The 14,960-nt window shown below is 70.4% G+C and carries 11 protein-coding genes; 8 read left to right on the forward strand and 3 right to left on the reverse strand.

Annotated elements, in window-relative coordinates; translation table 11 throughout:
- Window positions 1-403: 403 nt before the first annotated feature.
- Window positions 404-1,993: a phosphoglycerate dehydrogenase gene (serA, locus tag ACZ4N5_RS42575; RefSeq protein ID WP_467762341.1), complete on the forward strand. Its 1,590-nt coding sequence runs from the start codon at window positions 404-406 to the stop codon at window positions 1,991-1,993.
- A gap of 116 nt (window positions 1,994-2,109) precedes the next feature.
- Here the strand turns inward: serA and ACZ4N5_RS42580 are convergent, their stop codons facing one another.
- Window positions 2,110-5,085: a helix-turn-helix transcriptional regulator gene (locus ACZ4N5_RS42580; protein WP_467762342.1), complete on the reverse strand. Its 2,976-nt coding sequence runs from the start codon at window positions 5,083-5,085 to the stop codon at window positions 2,110-2,112.
- A 382-nt stretch (window positions 5,086-5,467) separates the two neighbouring features.
- A complete protein-coding gene (locus ACZ4N5_RS42585) occupies window positions 5,468-7,072 on the reverse strand; it encodes an MFS transporter (RefSeq protein WP_467762343.1) in 1,605 nt (534 codons plus the stop codon).
- Window positions 7,073-7,181: 109 nt separating this feature from the next.
- Between ACZ4N5_RS42585 and ACZ4N5_RS42590 the strand changes: the two genes are divergently transcribed.
- Window positions 7,182-7,766: a TetR/AcrR family transcriptional regulator gene (locus ACZ4N5_RS42590; RefSeq protein ID WP_467762344.1), complete on the forward strand. Its 585-nt coding sequence runs from the start codon at window positions 7,182-7,184 to the stop codon at window positions 7,764-7,766.
- 579 nt (window positions 7,767-8,345) lie between these two features.
- Here ACZ4N5_RS42590 and ACZ4N5_RS42595 read toward each other — a convergent pair.
- Window positions 8,346-9,002, reverse strand: a complete 657-nt coding sequence (locus tag ACZ4N5_RS42595; RefSeq protein ID WP_467762345.1) for a ScbR family autoregulator-binding transcription factor — start codon at window positions 9,000-9,002, stop codon at window positions 8,346-8,348.
- Between the two features lie 510 nt (window positions 9,003-9,512).
- Between ACZ4N5_RS42595 and ACZ4N5_RS42600 the strand changes: the two genes are divergently transcribed.
- From ACZ4N5_RS42600 to ACZ4N5_RS42625, 6 genes are all read left to right on the forward strand, one after another.
- Window positions 9,513-10,310, forward strand: coding sequence for a hypothetical protein (locus ACZ4N5_RS42600; protein WP_467762348.1), 798 nt, complete (start codon window positions 9,513-9,515; stop codon window positions 10,308-10,310).
- Window positions 10,311-10,554: 244 nt separating this feature from the next.
- Window positions 10,555-11,298, forward strand: a complete 744-nt coding sequence (locus tag ACZ4N5_RS42605; protein ID WP_467762346.1) for a thioesterase II family protein — start codon at window positions 10,555-10,557, stop codon at window positions 11,296-11,298.
- 192 nt (window positions 11,299-11,490) lie between these two features.
- The gene (gene pdhA / locus ACZ4N5_RS42610; protein ID WP_467762349.1) at window positions 11,491-12,546 is read left to right on the forward strand and encodes a pyruvate dehydrogenase (acetyl-transferring) E1 component subunit alpha; all 1,056 of its coding nucleotides are present in this window, start codon (window positions 11,491-11,493) and stop codon (window positions 12,544-12,546) included.
- 1 nt (window position 12,547) lies between these two features.
- A complete protein-coding gene (locus tag ACZ4N5_RS42615) occupies window positions 12,548-13,522 on the forward strand; it encodes an alpha-ketoacid dehydrogenase subunit beta (RefSeq protein WP_467762347.1) in 975 nt (324 codons plus the stop codon).
- A gap of 42 nt (window positions 13,523-13,564) precedes the next feature.
- Window positions 13,565-14,797 (forward strand): dihydrolipoamide acetyltransferase family protein, encoded by a 1,233-nt coding sequence (locus tag ACZ4N5_RS42620; RefSeq protein ID WP_467762350.1) that lies wholly within the window; start codon window positions 13,565-13,567, stop codon window positions 14,795-14,797.
- Window positions 14,788-14,960: thiamine pyrophosphate-binding protein (locus ACZ4N5_RS42625; protein WP_467762351.1), on the forward strand; the 173-nt coding region annotated here is incomplete at its 3' end. The genes ACZ4N5_RS42620 and ACZ4N5_RS42625, both read left to right, overlap by 10 nt.

The following is a 14,960-nucleotide window of genomic DNA, read 5'->3' on the forward strand; positions in this document are numbered from 1 at the left end:
ACGAGTACAAGACCCAGGACGAGAACCACCTCCTGGAGACCACCGGCAAGGAGCTGCGCAAGCTCATGTCGTGGGTGAGCGACGAAGAGGCGTAAGCCCCGCGACGGGGGCCGGGGCGGCATGCTCCGGCCCCTTCGTCGAACCCCGGGTAACACCGGGGGACACGGTCTTGGACATCCCGTCCAGCCACGGACGGGTGATCCTTCCGCGGAGGCGCAGGACGACCTCTGCGGCGCCACTACACTGCTCCACATCAACAACGCGTCAGGCCCACAGCGTCGTGCGTCTTCCACGCGGCTCAAGCGACCCCCAAGAAGTGCAGGCACGCCCCGGGGCCGCTACAAACCCTCCACCGCCTGCGGCCGTCGGGACGGCCGTCCGCATTGGACTTGTGAGGACTCACGTGAGCTCGAAACCTGTCGTACTCATCGCTGAAGAGCTGTCGCCCGCGACCGTAGACGCCCTGGGCCCGGACTTCGAGATCCGGCACTGCAACGGCGCGGACCGCGCCGAGCTGCTGCCCGCCATCGCCGACGTCGACGCCATCTTGATCCGCTCGGCCACCAAGGTCGACGCCGAGGCCGTCGCCGCCGCCAAGAAGCTGAAGGTCGTCGCACGAGCCGGCGTCGGCCTGGACAACGTCGACGTCTCCGCCGCCACCAAGGCCGGCGTGATGGTCGTCAACGCCCCCACCTCCAACATCGTGACCGCGGCCGAGCTGGCCTGCGGTCTCCTCCTCGCCACCGCGCGCCACATCCCGCAGGCCAACACGGCACTGAAGAACGGCGAGTGGAAGCGCAGCAAGTACACCGGTGTCGAGCTCGCCGAGAAGACCCTCGGTGTCGTGGGCCTCGGCCGCATCGGCGCGCTCGTCGCGCAGCGCATGTCCGCGTTCGGCATGAAGGTCGTCGCCTACGACCCCTACATCCAGCCCGCGCGGGCCGCGCAGATGGGCGTGAAGATCCTTACCCTCGACGAGCTGCTCGAGGTCGCGGACTTCATCACCGTGCACCTGCCGAAGACCCCCGAGACCCTCGGTCTCATCGGTGACGAGGCACTGCACAAGGTCAAGCCGACGGTGCGCATCGTCAACGCCGCGCGCGGCGGGATCGTCGACGAGGAGGCGCTGTACTCGGCTCTCAAGGAGGGCCGCGTCGCCGGCGCCGGCCTCGACGTGTACGCGAAGGAGCCCTGCACGGACTCCCCGCTGTTCGAGCTCGACGAGGTCGTCTGCACCCCGCACCTCGGCGCCTCCACGGACGAGGCGCAGGAGAAGGCCGGTATCTCCGTCGCCCGCTCGGTGCGCCTCGCCCTCGCCGGTGAGCTCGTCCCGGACGCGGTCAACGTCCAGGGCGGTGTCATCGCCGAGGACGTCAAGCCCGGTCTGCCGCTCGCCGAGAAGCTCGGCCGCATCTTCACCGCCCTCGCGGGCGAGGTCGCGGTCCGCCTCGACGTCGAGGTGTACGGCGAGATCACCCAGCACGACGTCAAGGTGCTCGAACTCTCCGCGCTCAAGGGCGTGTTCGAGGACGTCGTCGACGAGACCGTGTCGTACGTCAACGCCCCGCTGTTCGCGCAGGAGCGCGGCGTCGAGGTCCGTCTGACCACGAGCTCGGAGTCCCCCGACCACCGCAACGTGGTCACCGTGCGCGGCACGCTCAGCGACGGCCAGGAGGTCGCGGTCTCCGGCACGCTGGCCGGCCCGAAGCACCTGCAGAAGATCGTCGCCGTCGGTGAGTACGACGTGGACCTCGCGCTCGCCGACCACATGGTCGTGCTGAGCTACGAGGACCGTCCCGGTGTCGTCGGCACCGTCGGCCGCATCCTCGGCGAGTCCGGCATCAACATCGCCGGCATGCAGGTCGCCCGCGCGGCCGTCGGTGGCGAGGCCCTCGCGGTCCTCACCGTCGACGACACGGTGCCGCAGAGCGTCCTCACCGAGCTCTCCGACGAGATCGGCGCGACCTCGACGCGGTCGGTCAACCTCGTCTGAGGTCCGTCCGCGACGGCCTTTCACACGGCAGCAGAGGGCCGGGACACCCACGGGTGTCCCGGCCCTCGCGCGTCGCGGGAGACTTCAACCGCGGGAGACCTCAGCCGCGGGACGCCTCATGCTGACGGTGTCGACTCCGGCTCGATCAGGCCCTCGCGGTAGGCGATGGCCACGGCCTCCGTGCGGCTCGCGGCACCCAGCTTGGCGAGGATGTTCGAAACATGGACGCTCGCCGTCTTGCCGCTGATGAACAGCTCCTCGCCGATCTGGCGGTTGGTGCGCCCCCGGCCGAGCAGCCGCAGCACATCGCTCTCCCGGGCGGTCAGCGCGGCGATGCGCTCCCCGGCGGCCGGTGACTCGGCGAGGCCGCCCCGCCGGACGAGCGCGTCCAGGGCCTCGTGCAGCGGCGCCGCACCGAGGCGCAGGGCGGTGTCCTGGGCCGCGCGGGCCTGTTCGGCGGCCTCCTCACGGCGGCCGGCCGCGAGGAGCGCCTCCGCGAGCCGCCGTCTGCTGCGGGCCAGCTCGTACGGATCGCCGTAGCCGAACGCCGTCACGGCCCGCTCCCAGGCCGCCACGTCCGGACCGGTGCGGGCGCGCAGCCACTCCGCCTCGGCGCGGGCGAGCCAGGCCAGACCCTCGGGTCCTTGTTCGCTGCCCTGTCCGCTCCGGGCCGCCGTGCTCCTGGCCAGCTCCACCAGCTCGGTCGCGGTGTCCGCCCAGCGATCGCCGCCCGCCGGGCCGCCGGACCGGCGTGACTCCTCGGCCGCGTCCGCGACCGCCGCCAGGGCGAGCGCGGCGAGCCGCACCACGACGGGGGGCAGGTCGGCGCCGGAGGCGTCCGTGAGGGCCTCGGCCGCGGTGCGCAGTCGTCGCACGGACTCCTCGGCGTCGCCGCTCTGCGCGGCCGCGTCGGTCAGCACGATGCTCGCGACGAGTGTCGCCATCCAGTCGAACGGCCGGTCGAGCAGTGCGCGGGCCCCGGTGACGGCCGCGTCGTGCTCGCCGCGGGCGAGGGCGACGTACAGGGCGGGCCCCGTCGCGAACCCGCCCGCGACCGGCAGCAGTTCGGCGTCGTCGGCGGCCGCTCGCGCGCACTCGTCCCAGCGGCCCAGTGTGTAGAGAACCAGGGACTGGAGGTATCGCAGCTCAAGGGCGTACGGCGAGGAGAGGAGACCGGCACGGCGGGCGCGGTCCACGCCGTCGCCGAGCCAGGTCAGGCATTCGTCCAGGTCACCGGACTCGTAGGCGCCGATGGCCAGGTTGAAGAGCGCCCTCATCTCCACCGGGAAGTTCCGCGCGCCGTGGGCCAGTTCGCGGGCGTGGCGCAGCCGCTCGCGGCCCTTCGGGGTGCGCCGGTTGTCCGCTTCCATGCCGACCAGGGAGATCGTCAAGTCGGCCTGGGCGTCGGGCAGTCGGAGCTGCTCGGCGGTGGCCAGCGCCTGCCGGGCGACCCGCTCGGCGTCCTCGTCCCGCCCCACGTAACGGGCGGCCATGACGTGGGTCGCCGCCGCCCACACCCAGGTGTACGAGGGCGGCTCGGCGGGGATCATCGCGAGCGCCTCGCTGCTGTACGTGAACGCGTCCTTCAGGCTGTCGATCCGCATCAGGTTGCCCGCGAGGGTGTACCGCACCCGGGCGGCGAGCTCGGAGTCGGCATCCGAACCGGCCCGGGCGAGAGCGTCGCGCGTGAGGTGGACCGCGCGATGCGTCTCGCCGGCGCGGGCCGCGGCCGCCGAGGCGCGCAGGGTGAGGGCGACCGGGCCACCGCCCTCGGGGCGGGCGGTGGCGTCGACCACGGGCCACAGTTCGAGTGCGGCCTCCAGCTGGCGCAGCTCCTCGGCGGGCGCGCCGACGCGCTGCGCGTGGTCGGCGGCTTCGAGTGAGGCGGTGAGCGCGTCGGCCAGGTCGTGGCTCTCGCGTGAGTGATGGGCGCGCTCCGCCGCGTTCTGTGCCGAACGGGCCGGCCCCGCGAGGAGTTCGGCGAACCGCCCGTGCAGCCGCACCCGTTCGCCGGGCAGCAGGTCCGTGTACACGGCCTCGCGGGTGAGCGCGTGCCGGAACGAGTACGTAGCGTCGCCCCCGGGCAGCAGCAGCTGGTGGCCGACGGCCTCGCGCAGCGCCGACTCCAGCTCGTCCTCCGGCAGTTGTACGGCGGCACGCAGCAGGTCGTGCTCGACGCGGCGCCCCGCGACGGCCGCCGTGCGCAGCACCTGCTGGGCGGTCTCGGAGAGTTGCTCGATGCGGATGAGGAGGACGTCGGCGAGTCCGCTGGGCATGGCGGGGGAGGCGGGGTCGCCGTCACCGGGCAGTGCGGCCAGCAACTCCTCGGCGTAGAAGGCGTTTCCCTCGGCGCGCTCGACGATGCGGCGGACCGTGCTGTCGGAGACCGGGGCGGTGCCGAGCGCGCGCACGAGCCGGGCCACGTCGGCGTCGGCCATCGGCCGCAGCTCCAGCCGGTCGACGGCGGGCAGCCGGATCAGCTCGGCGAGCAGCGGGCGCAGGGGGTGGCGGCGGTGCAGGTCGTCCGCGCGGTAGGAGGCGAAGACCGCGAGGCGGCGGGCGGGGCCGCCGGGCGCGGGCCGCTGGAGCACGCCCCGGCTGAGCAGAAAGCGGAGCAGATCGCGGGAGGACTGGTCCGCCCAGTGGAGGTCTTCGAGGATCAGCAGGAGCGGGGCGACATCGGCCAGGTCGGCGAGGAGGCCCGCGATGCCCTCGAAGAGCTGGAGCCGGCCGCCCGGGTCCGGTGCGGTGCCGGTCCCCGAACCGGAGCCGGTCAGCCGGTCCACCGCCGGGTGGGCCGCGAGGGCCGGGGCGAAGCGGTCGTCGGCCGCCGCCGCGCCGAGGATCTCCGTGAACGGGAGATACGGCAGGCCCACGTCCCCGAGGTCCACGCAGTGGCCGGTCAGGACCGTCGTCCCGGCGGCGGACGCGCGTGCCGCGGCCTCCGTGAGCGTGCGGGTCTTGCCGACGCCGGCGTCCCCGGCCACCAGGACCGCGCGCGGGTCGCCGTCCCTGGCGCGCTCCAGCACGCCGGTGAGCCGGGCGAGTTCGTCCCCCCGGCCGATGAACGGCGTGCCGAATGTCTGTGCCACGAGCCCATCCTGGCACGCCCCACCGACAACTCCCCGGCGTCGGCCTCCCGGGGGGCTCCGCTCGGTTCCGGCCCCGCTCCCGGCCCGTTCTTCGGCCACCGGGCAGGTCCGCGAGCCACGGCGGCCCCACGCGCACGCCTGCCCCACATGAGCGGCTGTCCACGCGCGCGCGACGGCCCCACGCGCACGCCTGCCCCACACGGGCGGCGGCCCCACACGGGCCGCGGCCCCACGCGGGCGGCTGCCCGCGCGCGGGCACGCCGGGCGGGGCGCCGTGCGAGGCCGGAATCCCCTGCGCGCACACCGATGCCGGGCGGGCCGGAGTCGTCCGGCCCGCCCGACGGACGGGGGTTCAGGGTCGTCGGCCGCCCGGCGGGTGGCGTCAGGCGGGTGTCAGGCCGTTGCCCTGCTCGGACGCCGCTGCCTCGAGGGGCCTGTCGGCCGTTGGCTCAAGGGCTCCGTCGGCCTCGCGCACCGACACCTTGCGCAGGGTCGCCGTGGCCAGTGCCGCGGCGCCCAGCAGGAGGATCGTGCCCGCGACGGCCGCCGCCTGCATGCCGTTGGTGAAGGCCTCCCGGGCGGCCGCCGCCAGGGCCTGGCCCGCGTCGCCCGGCAGCTGTCCGGCCACGGCCAGCGCGCCGCCCAGCGTCTCGTGGGCCGCGGCCGGGACGCCGGCCGGGATGTCGTGGCGGTAGACCGCCGTGCCGATGGAGCCCAGGACGGCCATGCCGAGGGCGCCGCCGAACTCGGCCCCGGTCTCCAGCAGGGAGGAGGCCGAGCCCGCGTTGCCGACGGGGACGGTGCCGAGGGCCAGGTCCATCATCTGCGACATCACGATGACCATTCCGGAGGCGAGGACACCGGCGCCGGCCAGCACGAGCCACAGGGAGTCGGTGCCGGCGAAGGTCAGCAGACCGTAGCCGCAGGCGGCGATGACGAAGCCGCCGGAGACGACATGGGCGCGGTGGACGCCCTTCTGGACGAGCTGCGCGGAGACCGGCGCGGCCACACCGACCAGGACCGTCGGGAGCAGGGCCCACAGGGCGGCCTCCATGGAGCTCTTGCCGAGCACCGACTGGAGGTACTGGGTGGTGAAGTACGCCGAACCCAGCATGCCGAAGGAGGCGATCAGGTTCAGCACGACGGCGGGCGCGAAGCCGCGGCCGCGGAACAGGGCGGGGGAGATCAGCGGGGACTTCGCGGTGCGCTGGCGGTGGACGAACAGGGCGGCGAAGACCAGGCCGACGAGGACCGAGGCGACGTACTCGGTCCTCCAGCCCTCGGAGGGGATCTCCTTGACGCCGTAGATCACTGGCAGTACGGCGGCCATCGACAGCGGCACGCTGAGCAGGTCGAAGCGGCCGGGCGCCGGGTTCTTGGACTCGGGCAGCAGGATCGGGCCGAGGACCAGCAGCAGTGCCATCGCGGGCAGGTTGACCAGGAAGACCGAGCCCCACCAGAAGTACTCGACGAGGACACCGCTCATCACCGAACCGAGGGCGATGCCGCCGGTCATGACGCCGGACCACAGGCCGATCGCCTTCGCGCGCTGCCCTGGGTCCGTGAACATCGTGCGGATGATCGCCATCGTCGAAGGCATCAGGGTCGCGCCGCCCAGGCCGAGGACCGCGCGGGCCGCGATCAGCATCTCGGCGCTGTTCGCGTAGGCGGCCAGCACCGAGGCGGCGCCGAACGCGGCGGCGCCGAACAGGAGCAGCTTGCGGCGTCCGATGCGGTCGCCGAGGGAGCCCATCGTCATCAGCAGGCCGGCGAGTACGAACGCGTAGATGTCGAAGATCCACAGCTGCTGGGTGCCGCTCGGCTCCAGGTCCGCGCTGATCGAGGGGATCGCGAAGTAGAGGACCGAGACGTCCATCGAGACCAGGAGCAGCGGAAGCATCAGGACGCCGAGGGCGGTCCATTCGCGGCGGCCGGCCAGGGCGCCGGGGGCACCGGAGGCGGGAGTCGTGCTCGTCGGGTTCGTCATGACACGGACTGTACGGACGTCTTAAACGCTTGTCTAGTACGATCGTGTAAGACGCTCGTACTTGACGTTCGTATAGGACGGTTGTCTGAATCGCGGTAGGCTGGCCGGCATGGGACACCGTGAGGATCTGCTCGAAGGCGCCAAGCGCTGCCTGCTGGAGAAGGGCTTCGTGCGCACCACGGCGCGCGACATCGTCAAGGAATCGGGGACGAATCTCGCTTCCATCGGCTACCACTACGGGTCGAAGGACGCGCTGCTGACCCAGGCCTTCGTGGAGCTGATTCAGGAGTGGGGCGAGAAGTTCGACTCGCCCGTGTCGCGCGAGAGCGAGCCCGGGGGCTCCCTGGAGCGGTTCCACAGCGTGTGGGCCCGGATGCTGGAGTCCTTCGAGGACTTCCGGCCCGTGTGGGCGGCCAGCATGGAGATCGTGACGCAGGGGGACCGCGTACCGGAGCTGCGGGATCTGATGGCCAAGGCGCAGATCGAGGGACGCTCCGGACTCGTCGCGATGCTCACCGGGCGGGACGAGGAGACGCTCGACGAGCGGACCGTGAAGTCGCTCGGCGGCTTCTATCAGGCGCTGCTCAACGGCCTGATGGTCCAGTGGCTCTTCGACCCGGCGAGCGCGTCCACGGCGGACGATCTCACCGAGGGCCTGCGGCAGGTGATCGCCGGGGTGCATGAGGCGAACTGAACGTCCCCGGAACCAGGGGCTGTTGACGGACTGCAGCTTTCGCGACCTCATAAGCGGCGCATCCTGCGGGAACGCTGAAATCCGAGCTCGGTGAGCACCGCGTGTACCGGTCTGATGCGGAGCGATCTCGTTCGTGAAGGGCCGCTTGCGGTGACGGTAGGTAACGCCACGGCGGATCGGGCCAGGACTGCCGGAGTGCCCTCGAGGAGGGCGCCCCGGGGCCCGCTTCAAGCTCGGCCGGGACAGCGGTTCCCCGACCGGTCCTCGACGCCGGGCGCGGGGCCGAGGAGGCCGGAGGACCGTCGCGCGGCCGCGGGGGCTGCCGGCGGTTGATGCGCGATCGGCGACTGAGTGACGTTCTTCGGGCGTCACGCCCAGTGAGACGCAAGGGGTGCTTGGTCCCGTGTTCTCACTGGGCGGTTTCAGTGACGTGGTTGATGGCGGAGGCGGCGTCGTCGGTGGTGTGGGTGGGCCGGTATGCCGCTTCGGTCCATGGCCGGCTGCCTGGAGCATCGACGAAAGTGCTCTGCTTGCACCGACGGGCGGGTCCTGTCTGCGGTACCGGACATCGGCGCGGTGTCACGTGCTGTCGGTGGATGAGTACCAGTGGGGGGGCAGGATCGCGTCGACCGTCTCCTGTACCCGTTCGATGAGATCTGCCCTGTCGTTCAGTGCCCATGAGATGTGCTGAGCGCCGAAAAAGGCTGCGACGAGCACCCGGGCCAGGCGATCGGGGTCCACGCCTTCTGGGAGCTGCCCCAGGCGCTTCGCCTCCGTCAACGACTCCTGGCAGTGCGCGGTGAAGTCGACGAACGGACGGGTGGGAAGGCCGCTCCTGATCAGGTGGCGGTCCAGATGCAGGCGTACCGCGGCCTGGAACAGGGTGTCGTCGCGGAGGGTGACCGCTACGCGGTTCAGGAGTTTGACCGTAGCCTCCACAGGAGGCAGTTTGAGGCGTTTGACCCCGGCCGACAGAGCGGCCAAGCGGGCGAAGTACTCCTCGGAGACCGCGACGGCGATGGCTTCCTTGTTGGCGTAGTGGAAGTACACGGCCCCCTTGGTCACCCCGGCTTGATCGGCGATGTCGAGCAGCGTGACGTGGGCGTAGCCGTTCCGCGCGAAGGCCACCGCCGCCGCGTCGAGGATCTGGACGCGCGTCCGGATCGACCGCTGCTGTTTGGGGTCTTGCCGGACCGAGCGCTCCTCGCCGGAAGGTTTGGGTTCAAGGATGTGCACGTGGCGGCTCCCGCGTGAAGTCAACGGCGACTCGGTTGCCCGAAACCTACCATCGCGAACGTATTCCTCACGCCACTTGCGACGTCCTGGGGCGGATCGCGCTACCAAAGGCGCTGTTACGGCGGCGTTAATGGCGGATGTTGAGCGGCAGGCAGCGTGGTTGTGCGCCCGTCGATGTCCCAAAGAACGAGAAAAAACCGTTCGCGAAGGAATGAAAGAGTTCTATGGTGGACCACACGAGACCAGCTCGAGATGTGGAGCATGATGAGTTCCCAGAACGTCTTGGTGGTGCCTCAGCAGTCCACGGGGGTGGGCGAGTCGAGGGTTTTGGGTGAAGGACAGCGGCCGAGTCTCTCCGCGGTGGCCGTGGTCCCGATCGACTGTCTGCTGCCCGCGGACTCACCGCGTACTGCCGGAGAGGACCGCGCGCACACACGTGTACTGGCGGATTCCGGAGCGTCACTCCCTCCGATAATCGTCCACCGGCCGACCATGCGGGTCGTGGACGGTATGCACCGGCTCATGGCGGCGGGCATGCGCGGGGAGCGAGAGGTGTGTGTGCGGTTCTTCGACGGCGACGAGCGCGACGCGTTCCTGATCGCCGTACGGGAGAACACCGCGCACGGACTGCCGCTCAGCGCACGCGACCGCGCCTCGGCCGCCGCCCGCATCCTCCGGTCGCATCCGCACTGGTCCGATCCCGCCGTCGCATTGGCGGCCGGCCTCTCCGCTCGCACGGTGGGTGAGGTCCGGCGGGCGTCCCTGGACGAGAGCGAACAGCCCGCCGCGCGGCTGGGGCGTGACGGCCGGGTGCGGCCGTTGAACGCCGTCGAGGGGCGGGTTCGCGCCAGTCAGCTGATCGCGGAGATGCCGGGCGCCTCGCTGCGGGCGATCGCCCAGCGGGCCGGGATCTCCCCGGGCACGGTCCGCGACGTTCGCGACAGGATGAGCAGGGGCGAAGATCCGGTTCCAGCATCACTGCGCGCCTCGGACACGGGGGGAGGTTCCCCCGTCAAAGCCCCGCCGCGCGTGCGGCGCTCGGCGGAGGCGCGCGGCCCCGTGGACGAGCAGGGTCTGCTGAGGTCCCTCATGAAGGACCCTTCACTCAGGCTGACCGAGCGGGGTCGTTTCCTGTTACGGCTGCTCGGCGCGCAGGTATTACCCGACAGCCGGTGGACCGAGCTGAAGGAGGCCGTGCCGGAGCACGGAGCCCAGGTGATCAGTCAGCTGGCTCGGAAGTGCGCGAGTGCCTGGACCGAGTTCGCCGACGACCTGGAGCGGGCGGCCGCCGATTCGAGCGGCGAGTGAGCGTGGCCGGTCGCGTGCGACCGCGAGAGGGCCGGACGGCCACTGATGTCCGTACGGCCGAGGGCCTGTGCTGCGGCTATGCGGCGTCCGGGCGGCTCGCCTCTCGTGAAGTGGTGCGCGGATCGAGGGCACGACGACACGGGCCTGTGCAACTACGGGGGCTGTGCAACCACGGTAGTCCCGTGGTTGCACGGTGCCGGAGGCTCCGAGGCCGTCCGGCGGAGATGGGGGAGGCGGCGACACGTTGGCGGGATTCACCCTCTTCGGGTTTCACCATGCCGGAGGCGGCATCGCGGCGTTTTCCGGTTGGCAGCGTGCGCTGGGGCCCGGGGTCGAGGTGGTGCCGGTCGCGCTGCCGGGGCGCGGGTGGGACGGCCGTAGCCCGCGCTACGACGACCTGGACTCGTTGGTCGAAGCGCTCGCCGAGGATCTTGGGCCCCGGCTGTCGGGGCGGCATGTTCTGTACGGCCACAGCATGGGTGCACTGATCGCCTACCGGCTGGCCCGGCTGCGGGCCCGGCGGGCGCAGCGGCTCCCGGAACAGCTGCTCGTCGGGGCCTTCGGCGCACCGCATCTGCGTCATTCGTCCGGCGCCGCCGAGGACATGACCGACTCGGAACTGCTGCGCTGGCTGGTCGACACGTCCGACATTCACGCAGATCTCCTCAGCGGCACCGAACGGACGACCGTCATGCTCGCCCGGCTGCGGGAGGATCTGCGGATCTGCCGGCCCCAGTACGCGGCGGAGCGCATTGGCGTGCCGCTGTCCTGCCCGATCCATGTCTTCACCGGTACACGCGATCCCCTGGTGGACCGGACGGCCGCGACGGGTTGGAGCCGGCACACCAGCGCCGACTGCACCGTCCATGTGATCCCGGGCGGGCACTTCTTTCCCCGCGAGTCGAAAGGCGCTTTCTTCGGCGAACTGCGCTCCTTGCTCCGCGGTGAGCCGGCGGAACCTGTACACGGTGTCGGACGGACCAACTGATCAGGCGCGGAATGTGTATGAGTGAACCATGCACAACCTGGCGCCTGGATGAGCGATAAGTAATAATCCTTAAGCGCGATTAAGTCAGCGTCCATTGGTGAATTCGAGTTCCGATTCGAGCAGCGGCGGGGGAGTGTCTTGGCTGCGCGTAAACGTGTGAAAGAAGGCCTTGAAGGTGGTGGCCCGGGGGAAATGGTGCAGTTGCTCACGCCGGACGGCGAGCGTGTGCACCACCCGGACTACGACCTCGAACCGAGCCCCGAAGAACTCCGCGAGATGTACCGCCACATGGCGCTGACCCGCCGTGTGGACGCCGAGGGGGTCACCCTGCAGCGCCAGGGCGAACTGGGTCTCTGGCCCTCGTCTTTGGGGCAGGAGGCGGCCCAGGTCGGTTCGGGGCTCGCGATGCGCGCGGACGACCACGTCTTCCCGAGCTACCGGGATCACGGTGTCGCGCTCGCCCGGGAGGTCGACCCGCTGCACATCTTCCGGCTGTTCCGAGGCGTGAGTCACGGCGGCTGGGACCCAGCGGAGAAGAACTTCCATCTCTATACCCTCGTCATCGGGTCGCAGGTACTGCATGCCACTGGATATGCGATGGGTGTGGCCGACGAAGGCGCCGAGTCCGCGGTCATCGTCTATTTCGGCGACGGGGCGACAAGCCAGGGAGATGTGAGCGAGGCGTTCAATTTCGCCGCCGTCTACGATGCACCGGTCGTATTTTTCTGCCAGAATAACCAATGGGCTATTTCGCAGGGCGCGGAAAGGCAGAGCAAGGTTCCGATCCACCAGCGTGCCGCCGGCTTCGGTTTTCCCGGTGTCCGGGTGGACGGCAACGATGTGCTGGCCTGCCTGGCGGTTACCCGGGCTGCGGTGGGGCGGGCCCGTCAGGAACACAAGGCGACGCTCGTCGAGGCGTTCACCTACCGCATGGGCGCCCACACCACCTCCGACGATCCGACCCGCTACCGGCAGCCCGCCGAGCTGACGCAGTGGGCGCAGAAGGACCCGATCGCACGCCTGGAGAAGTACCTCCTGAAGAACGGGTGGGCCGACAGGGACTTCCTCTCCGTGGTCGAGAAGGAGGGCGATCAACTCGCCCAGCGCATCAGGGAGAGCGTGCGCGCCATGGCCGACCCGGGCCTCACGGAGTTCTTCGACACCACGTACGCGGGCGAGCACCCGCTGGTGACCGAGGAACGGCAGTGGTTCAAGGACTATGAGGCGTCGTTCACAGGGGGGAGCTGAGATGGCGACACTGACCCTCGCGAAGGCCATCAACGCGTCGTTGCGCAAGGCCATGGAGGACGACCCCAAGGTCGTGCTGATGGGCGAGGACATCGGAAAGCTCGGCGGTGTCTTCCGGGTCACCGACGGGCTGCAGAAGGACTTCGGAGAGCACCGGGTGAAGGACACCCCGCTTGCCGAGTCCGGCATCCTCGGCACGGCGATCGGACTCGCGCTGCGGGGCTACCGCCCCGTCGTGGAGATCCAGTTCGACGGCTTCGTCTTTCCCGCGTACAACCAGATCGTCACCCAACTCGCCAAGATGCGGGCCCGGTCGGGCGGCCGGATAGGCTTGCCGGTCGTCATCCGGATCCCGTTCGGCGGCGGCATCGGCGCTGTCGAGCACCACAGCGAGTCGCCGGAGGCGCTGTTCGCGCATGTCGCGGGGTTGCGGGTCGTGTCGCCGTCCAACGCCGACGACGCGTACGCGATGCTCCAGCAGGCCATCGCCGTGGACGACCCGGTGATCTACCTCGAGCCCAAACGCCGGTACTACGACAAGGGCGAGGTGGACCCGGCGGCGGCACCGCACCCGCTGCACTCCGCACGCGTGGTACGCCCCGGGAGCGACGCGACGGTCCTCGGGTACGGGCCGACGGTACGTGCTGTGCTGGAGGCAGCGGCCGTGGCCGACGAGGAGGGCACCAGTCTGGAGGTCGTCGACCTGCGCTCCGTCTCGCCGATCGACTTCGACGCGATCGAGACGTCGGTACGCAGAACCGGCCGTCTGGTGGTGGTGCACGAGGCGCCCGTGTTCTTCGGGACCGGCGCGGAGATCGCCGCGCGCATCACGGAGCGCTGCTTCCACCAGCTGGAGGCCCCGGTCCTGCGAGTGGGCGGTTTCCACATGCCATATCCACCCGCACGTACCGAGCACGCCTATCTCCCCGACCTGGACCGAATTCTGGATGCCGTCGAGCGCGTCCTGGCGTATTGAGACGAGGATCCCGTGGAAGCACAGCGTTTCCGTGAGTTCAAGATGCCCGACGTGGGCGAGGGCCTGAGCGAGGCGGACATACTCCAGTGGTTTGTGAAGCCCGGCGACAAGGTCCACGACGGCATGATCGTGTGCGAGGTGGAGACCGCCAAGGCCACTGTGGAACTGCCGATTCCCTACGACGGGTTGGTTCACGAGATCCGGTGCGCCGCCGGAACGACGGTGGACATCGGGGCGGCCATCATCACGGTTGACACCGCACCGCAGGGCGAGTCCGCGGCTGCGGCCCCGTCGGTGCCCGAACAGGAGCCGCAGCAGGCCCTGCTCGTCGGTTACGGCGTCATGAACGGCTCGACCAAGCGCCGCCCGCGCAAGTCCCGAGCCGATCGAGCCACCGGCGAGGCCGCCCCCGCCCAGGCGAAGCCTCCGGTCCGCAAGCTCGCCCGGGACCTCGGCGTCGACCTCGGCCGCCTGGTGCCCTCCGGCCAGAACGGCGTGATCACCCGCGAGGAGGTGTACGCCGCGGCCCGTTCCGAACCACCCGTCCTTGGCGAGCCGGCGCGGACGCCCCCGTCCGACGAGCGACGCGTGCCCATCAAGGGGGTACGGAAGGCGACCGCCGAGGCGATGGTGGCGAGCGCGTTCACGGCACCGCATGTCACCGAGTTCATCACCGTCGATGTCACGCGCACGGTGAAACTCGTCCAACAGCTCAAGCAGGACCCGGACTTCGCGGATTTGCGGGTGACCCCGATGCTTCTCATGGCCAAGGCGTTCCTCGCCGTGGTGAGGCGATTCCCCGAGATCAATGCCTCCTGGGACGAAGCCGCACACGAGATCGTCATCAAGGAGCGGGTCCATCTGGGCATCGCGGCGGCCACTCCGCGCGGTCTGCTCGTCCCCAACATCAAGGACGCACACACCAGGACGCTGCCTCAACTCGCCGAAGCGCTGGGGCAACTGGTCACCACGGCGCGGGCCGGAAAGACCACCCCCGCGGACCTGTCCGGCGGAACCGTGACCATCACGAACCTGGGAGTCTTCGGCGTCGACACGGGAACCCCGATTCTCAACCCGGGGGAGGCGGCCATCCTCGCCGTCGGAGCGATCAAGACCAGGCCCTGGATCCACAAGAGCAAGGTGAAACCGCGTCAAGTAGTCACCCTAGCCCTGTCCTTCGACCACCGCCTGGTCGACGGGGAACTCGGCTCCAGGGTTCTCGCCGCGACTGCGGAGATCCTGGAACATCCCAGGCGACTCATCACATGGGCATAGTGATGACCGAGCATGTCACGGGTGCGCAGTCCCTCATCCGCTCGCTCGAGGAGGTGGGGGCCGAGACGGTATTCGGTATTCCCGGTGGTGCGATCCTCCCGGCCTACGACCCGTTGATGGACTCCCGCCGGGTGCGTCATGTGCTCGTGCGCCACGAGCAGGG

The sequence above is a fragment of the Streptomyces sp. NPDC026500 genome (genome assembly GCF_055567635.1).

Coding starts and splice junctions, on each gene's coding strand:
- ACZ4N5_RS42585 (WP_467762343.1), bottom strand. CDS start 7,072: ATGACGAACCCGACGAGCACGACTCCCGCCTCCGGTGCCCCCGGCGCC.
- ACZ4N5_RS42615 (WP_467762347.1), top strand. CDS start 12,548: ATGGCGACACTGACCCTCGCGAAGGCCATCAACGCGTCGTTGCGCAAG.
- pdhA (WP_467762349.1), top strand. CDS start 11,491: ATGGTGCAGTTGCTCACGCCGGACGGCGAGCGTGTGCACCACCCGGAC.
- ACZ4N5_RS42600 (WP_467762348.1), top strand. CDS start 9,513: ATGCACCGGCTCATGGCGGCGGGCATGCGCGGGGAGCGAGAGGTGTGT.
- ACZ4N5_RS42620 (WP_467762350.1), top strand. CDS start 13,565: ATGCCCGACGTGGGCGAGGGCCTGAGCGAGGCGGACATACTCCAGTGG.
- ACZ4N5_RS42590 (WP_467762344.1), top strand. CDS start 7,182: ATGGGACACCGTGAGGATCTGCTCGAAGGCGCCAAGCGCTGCCTGCTG.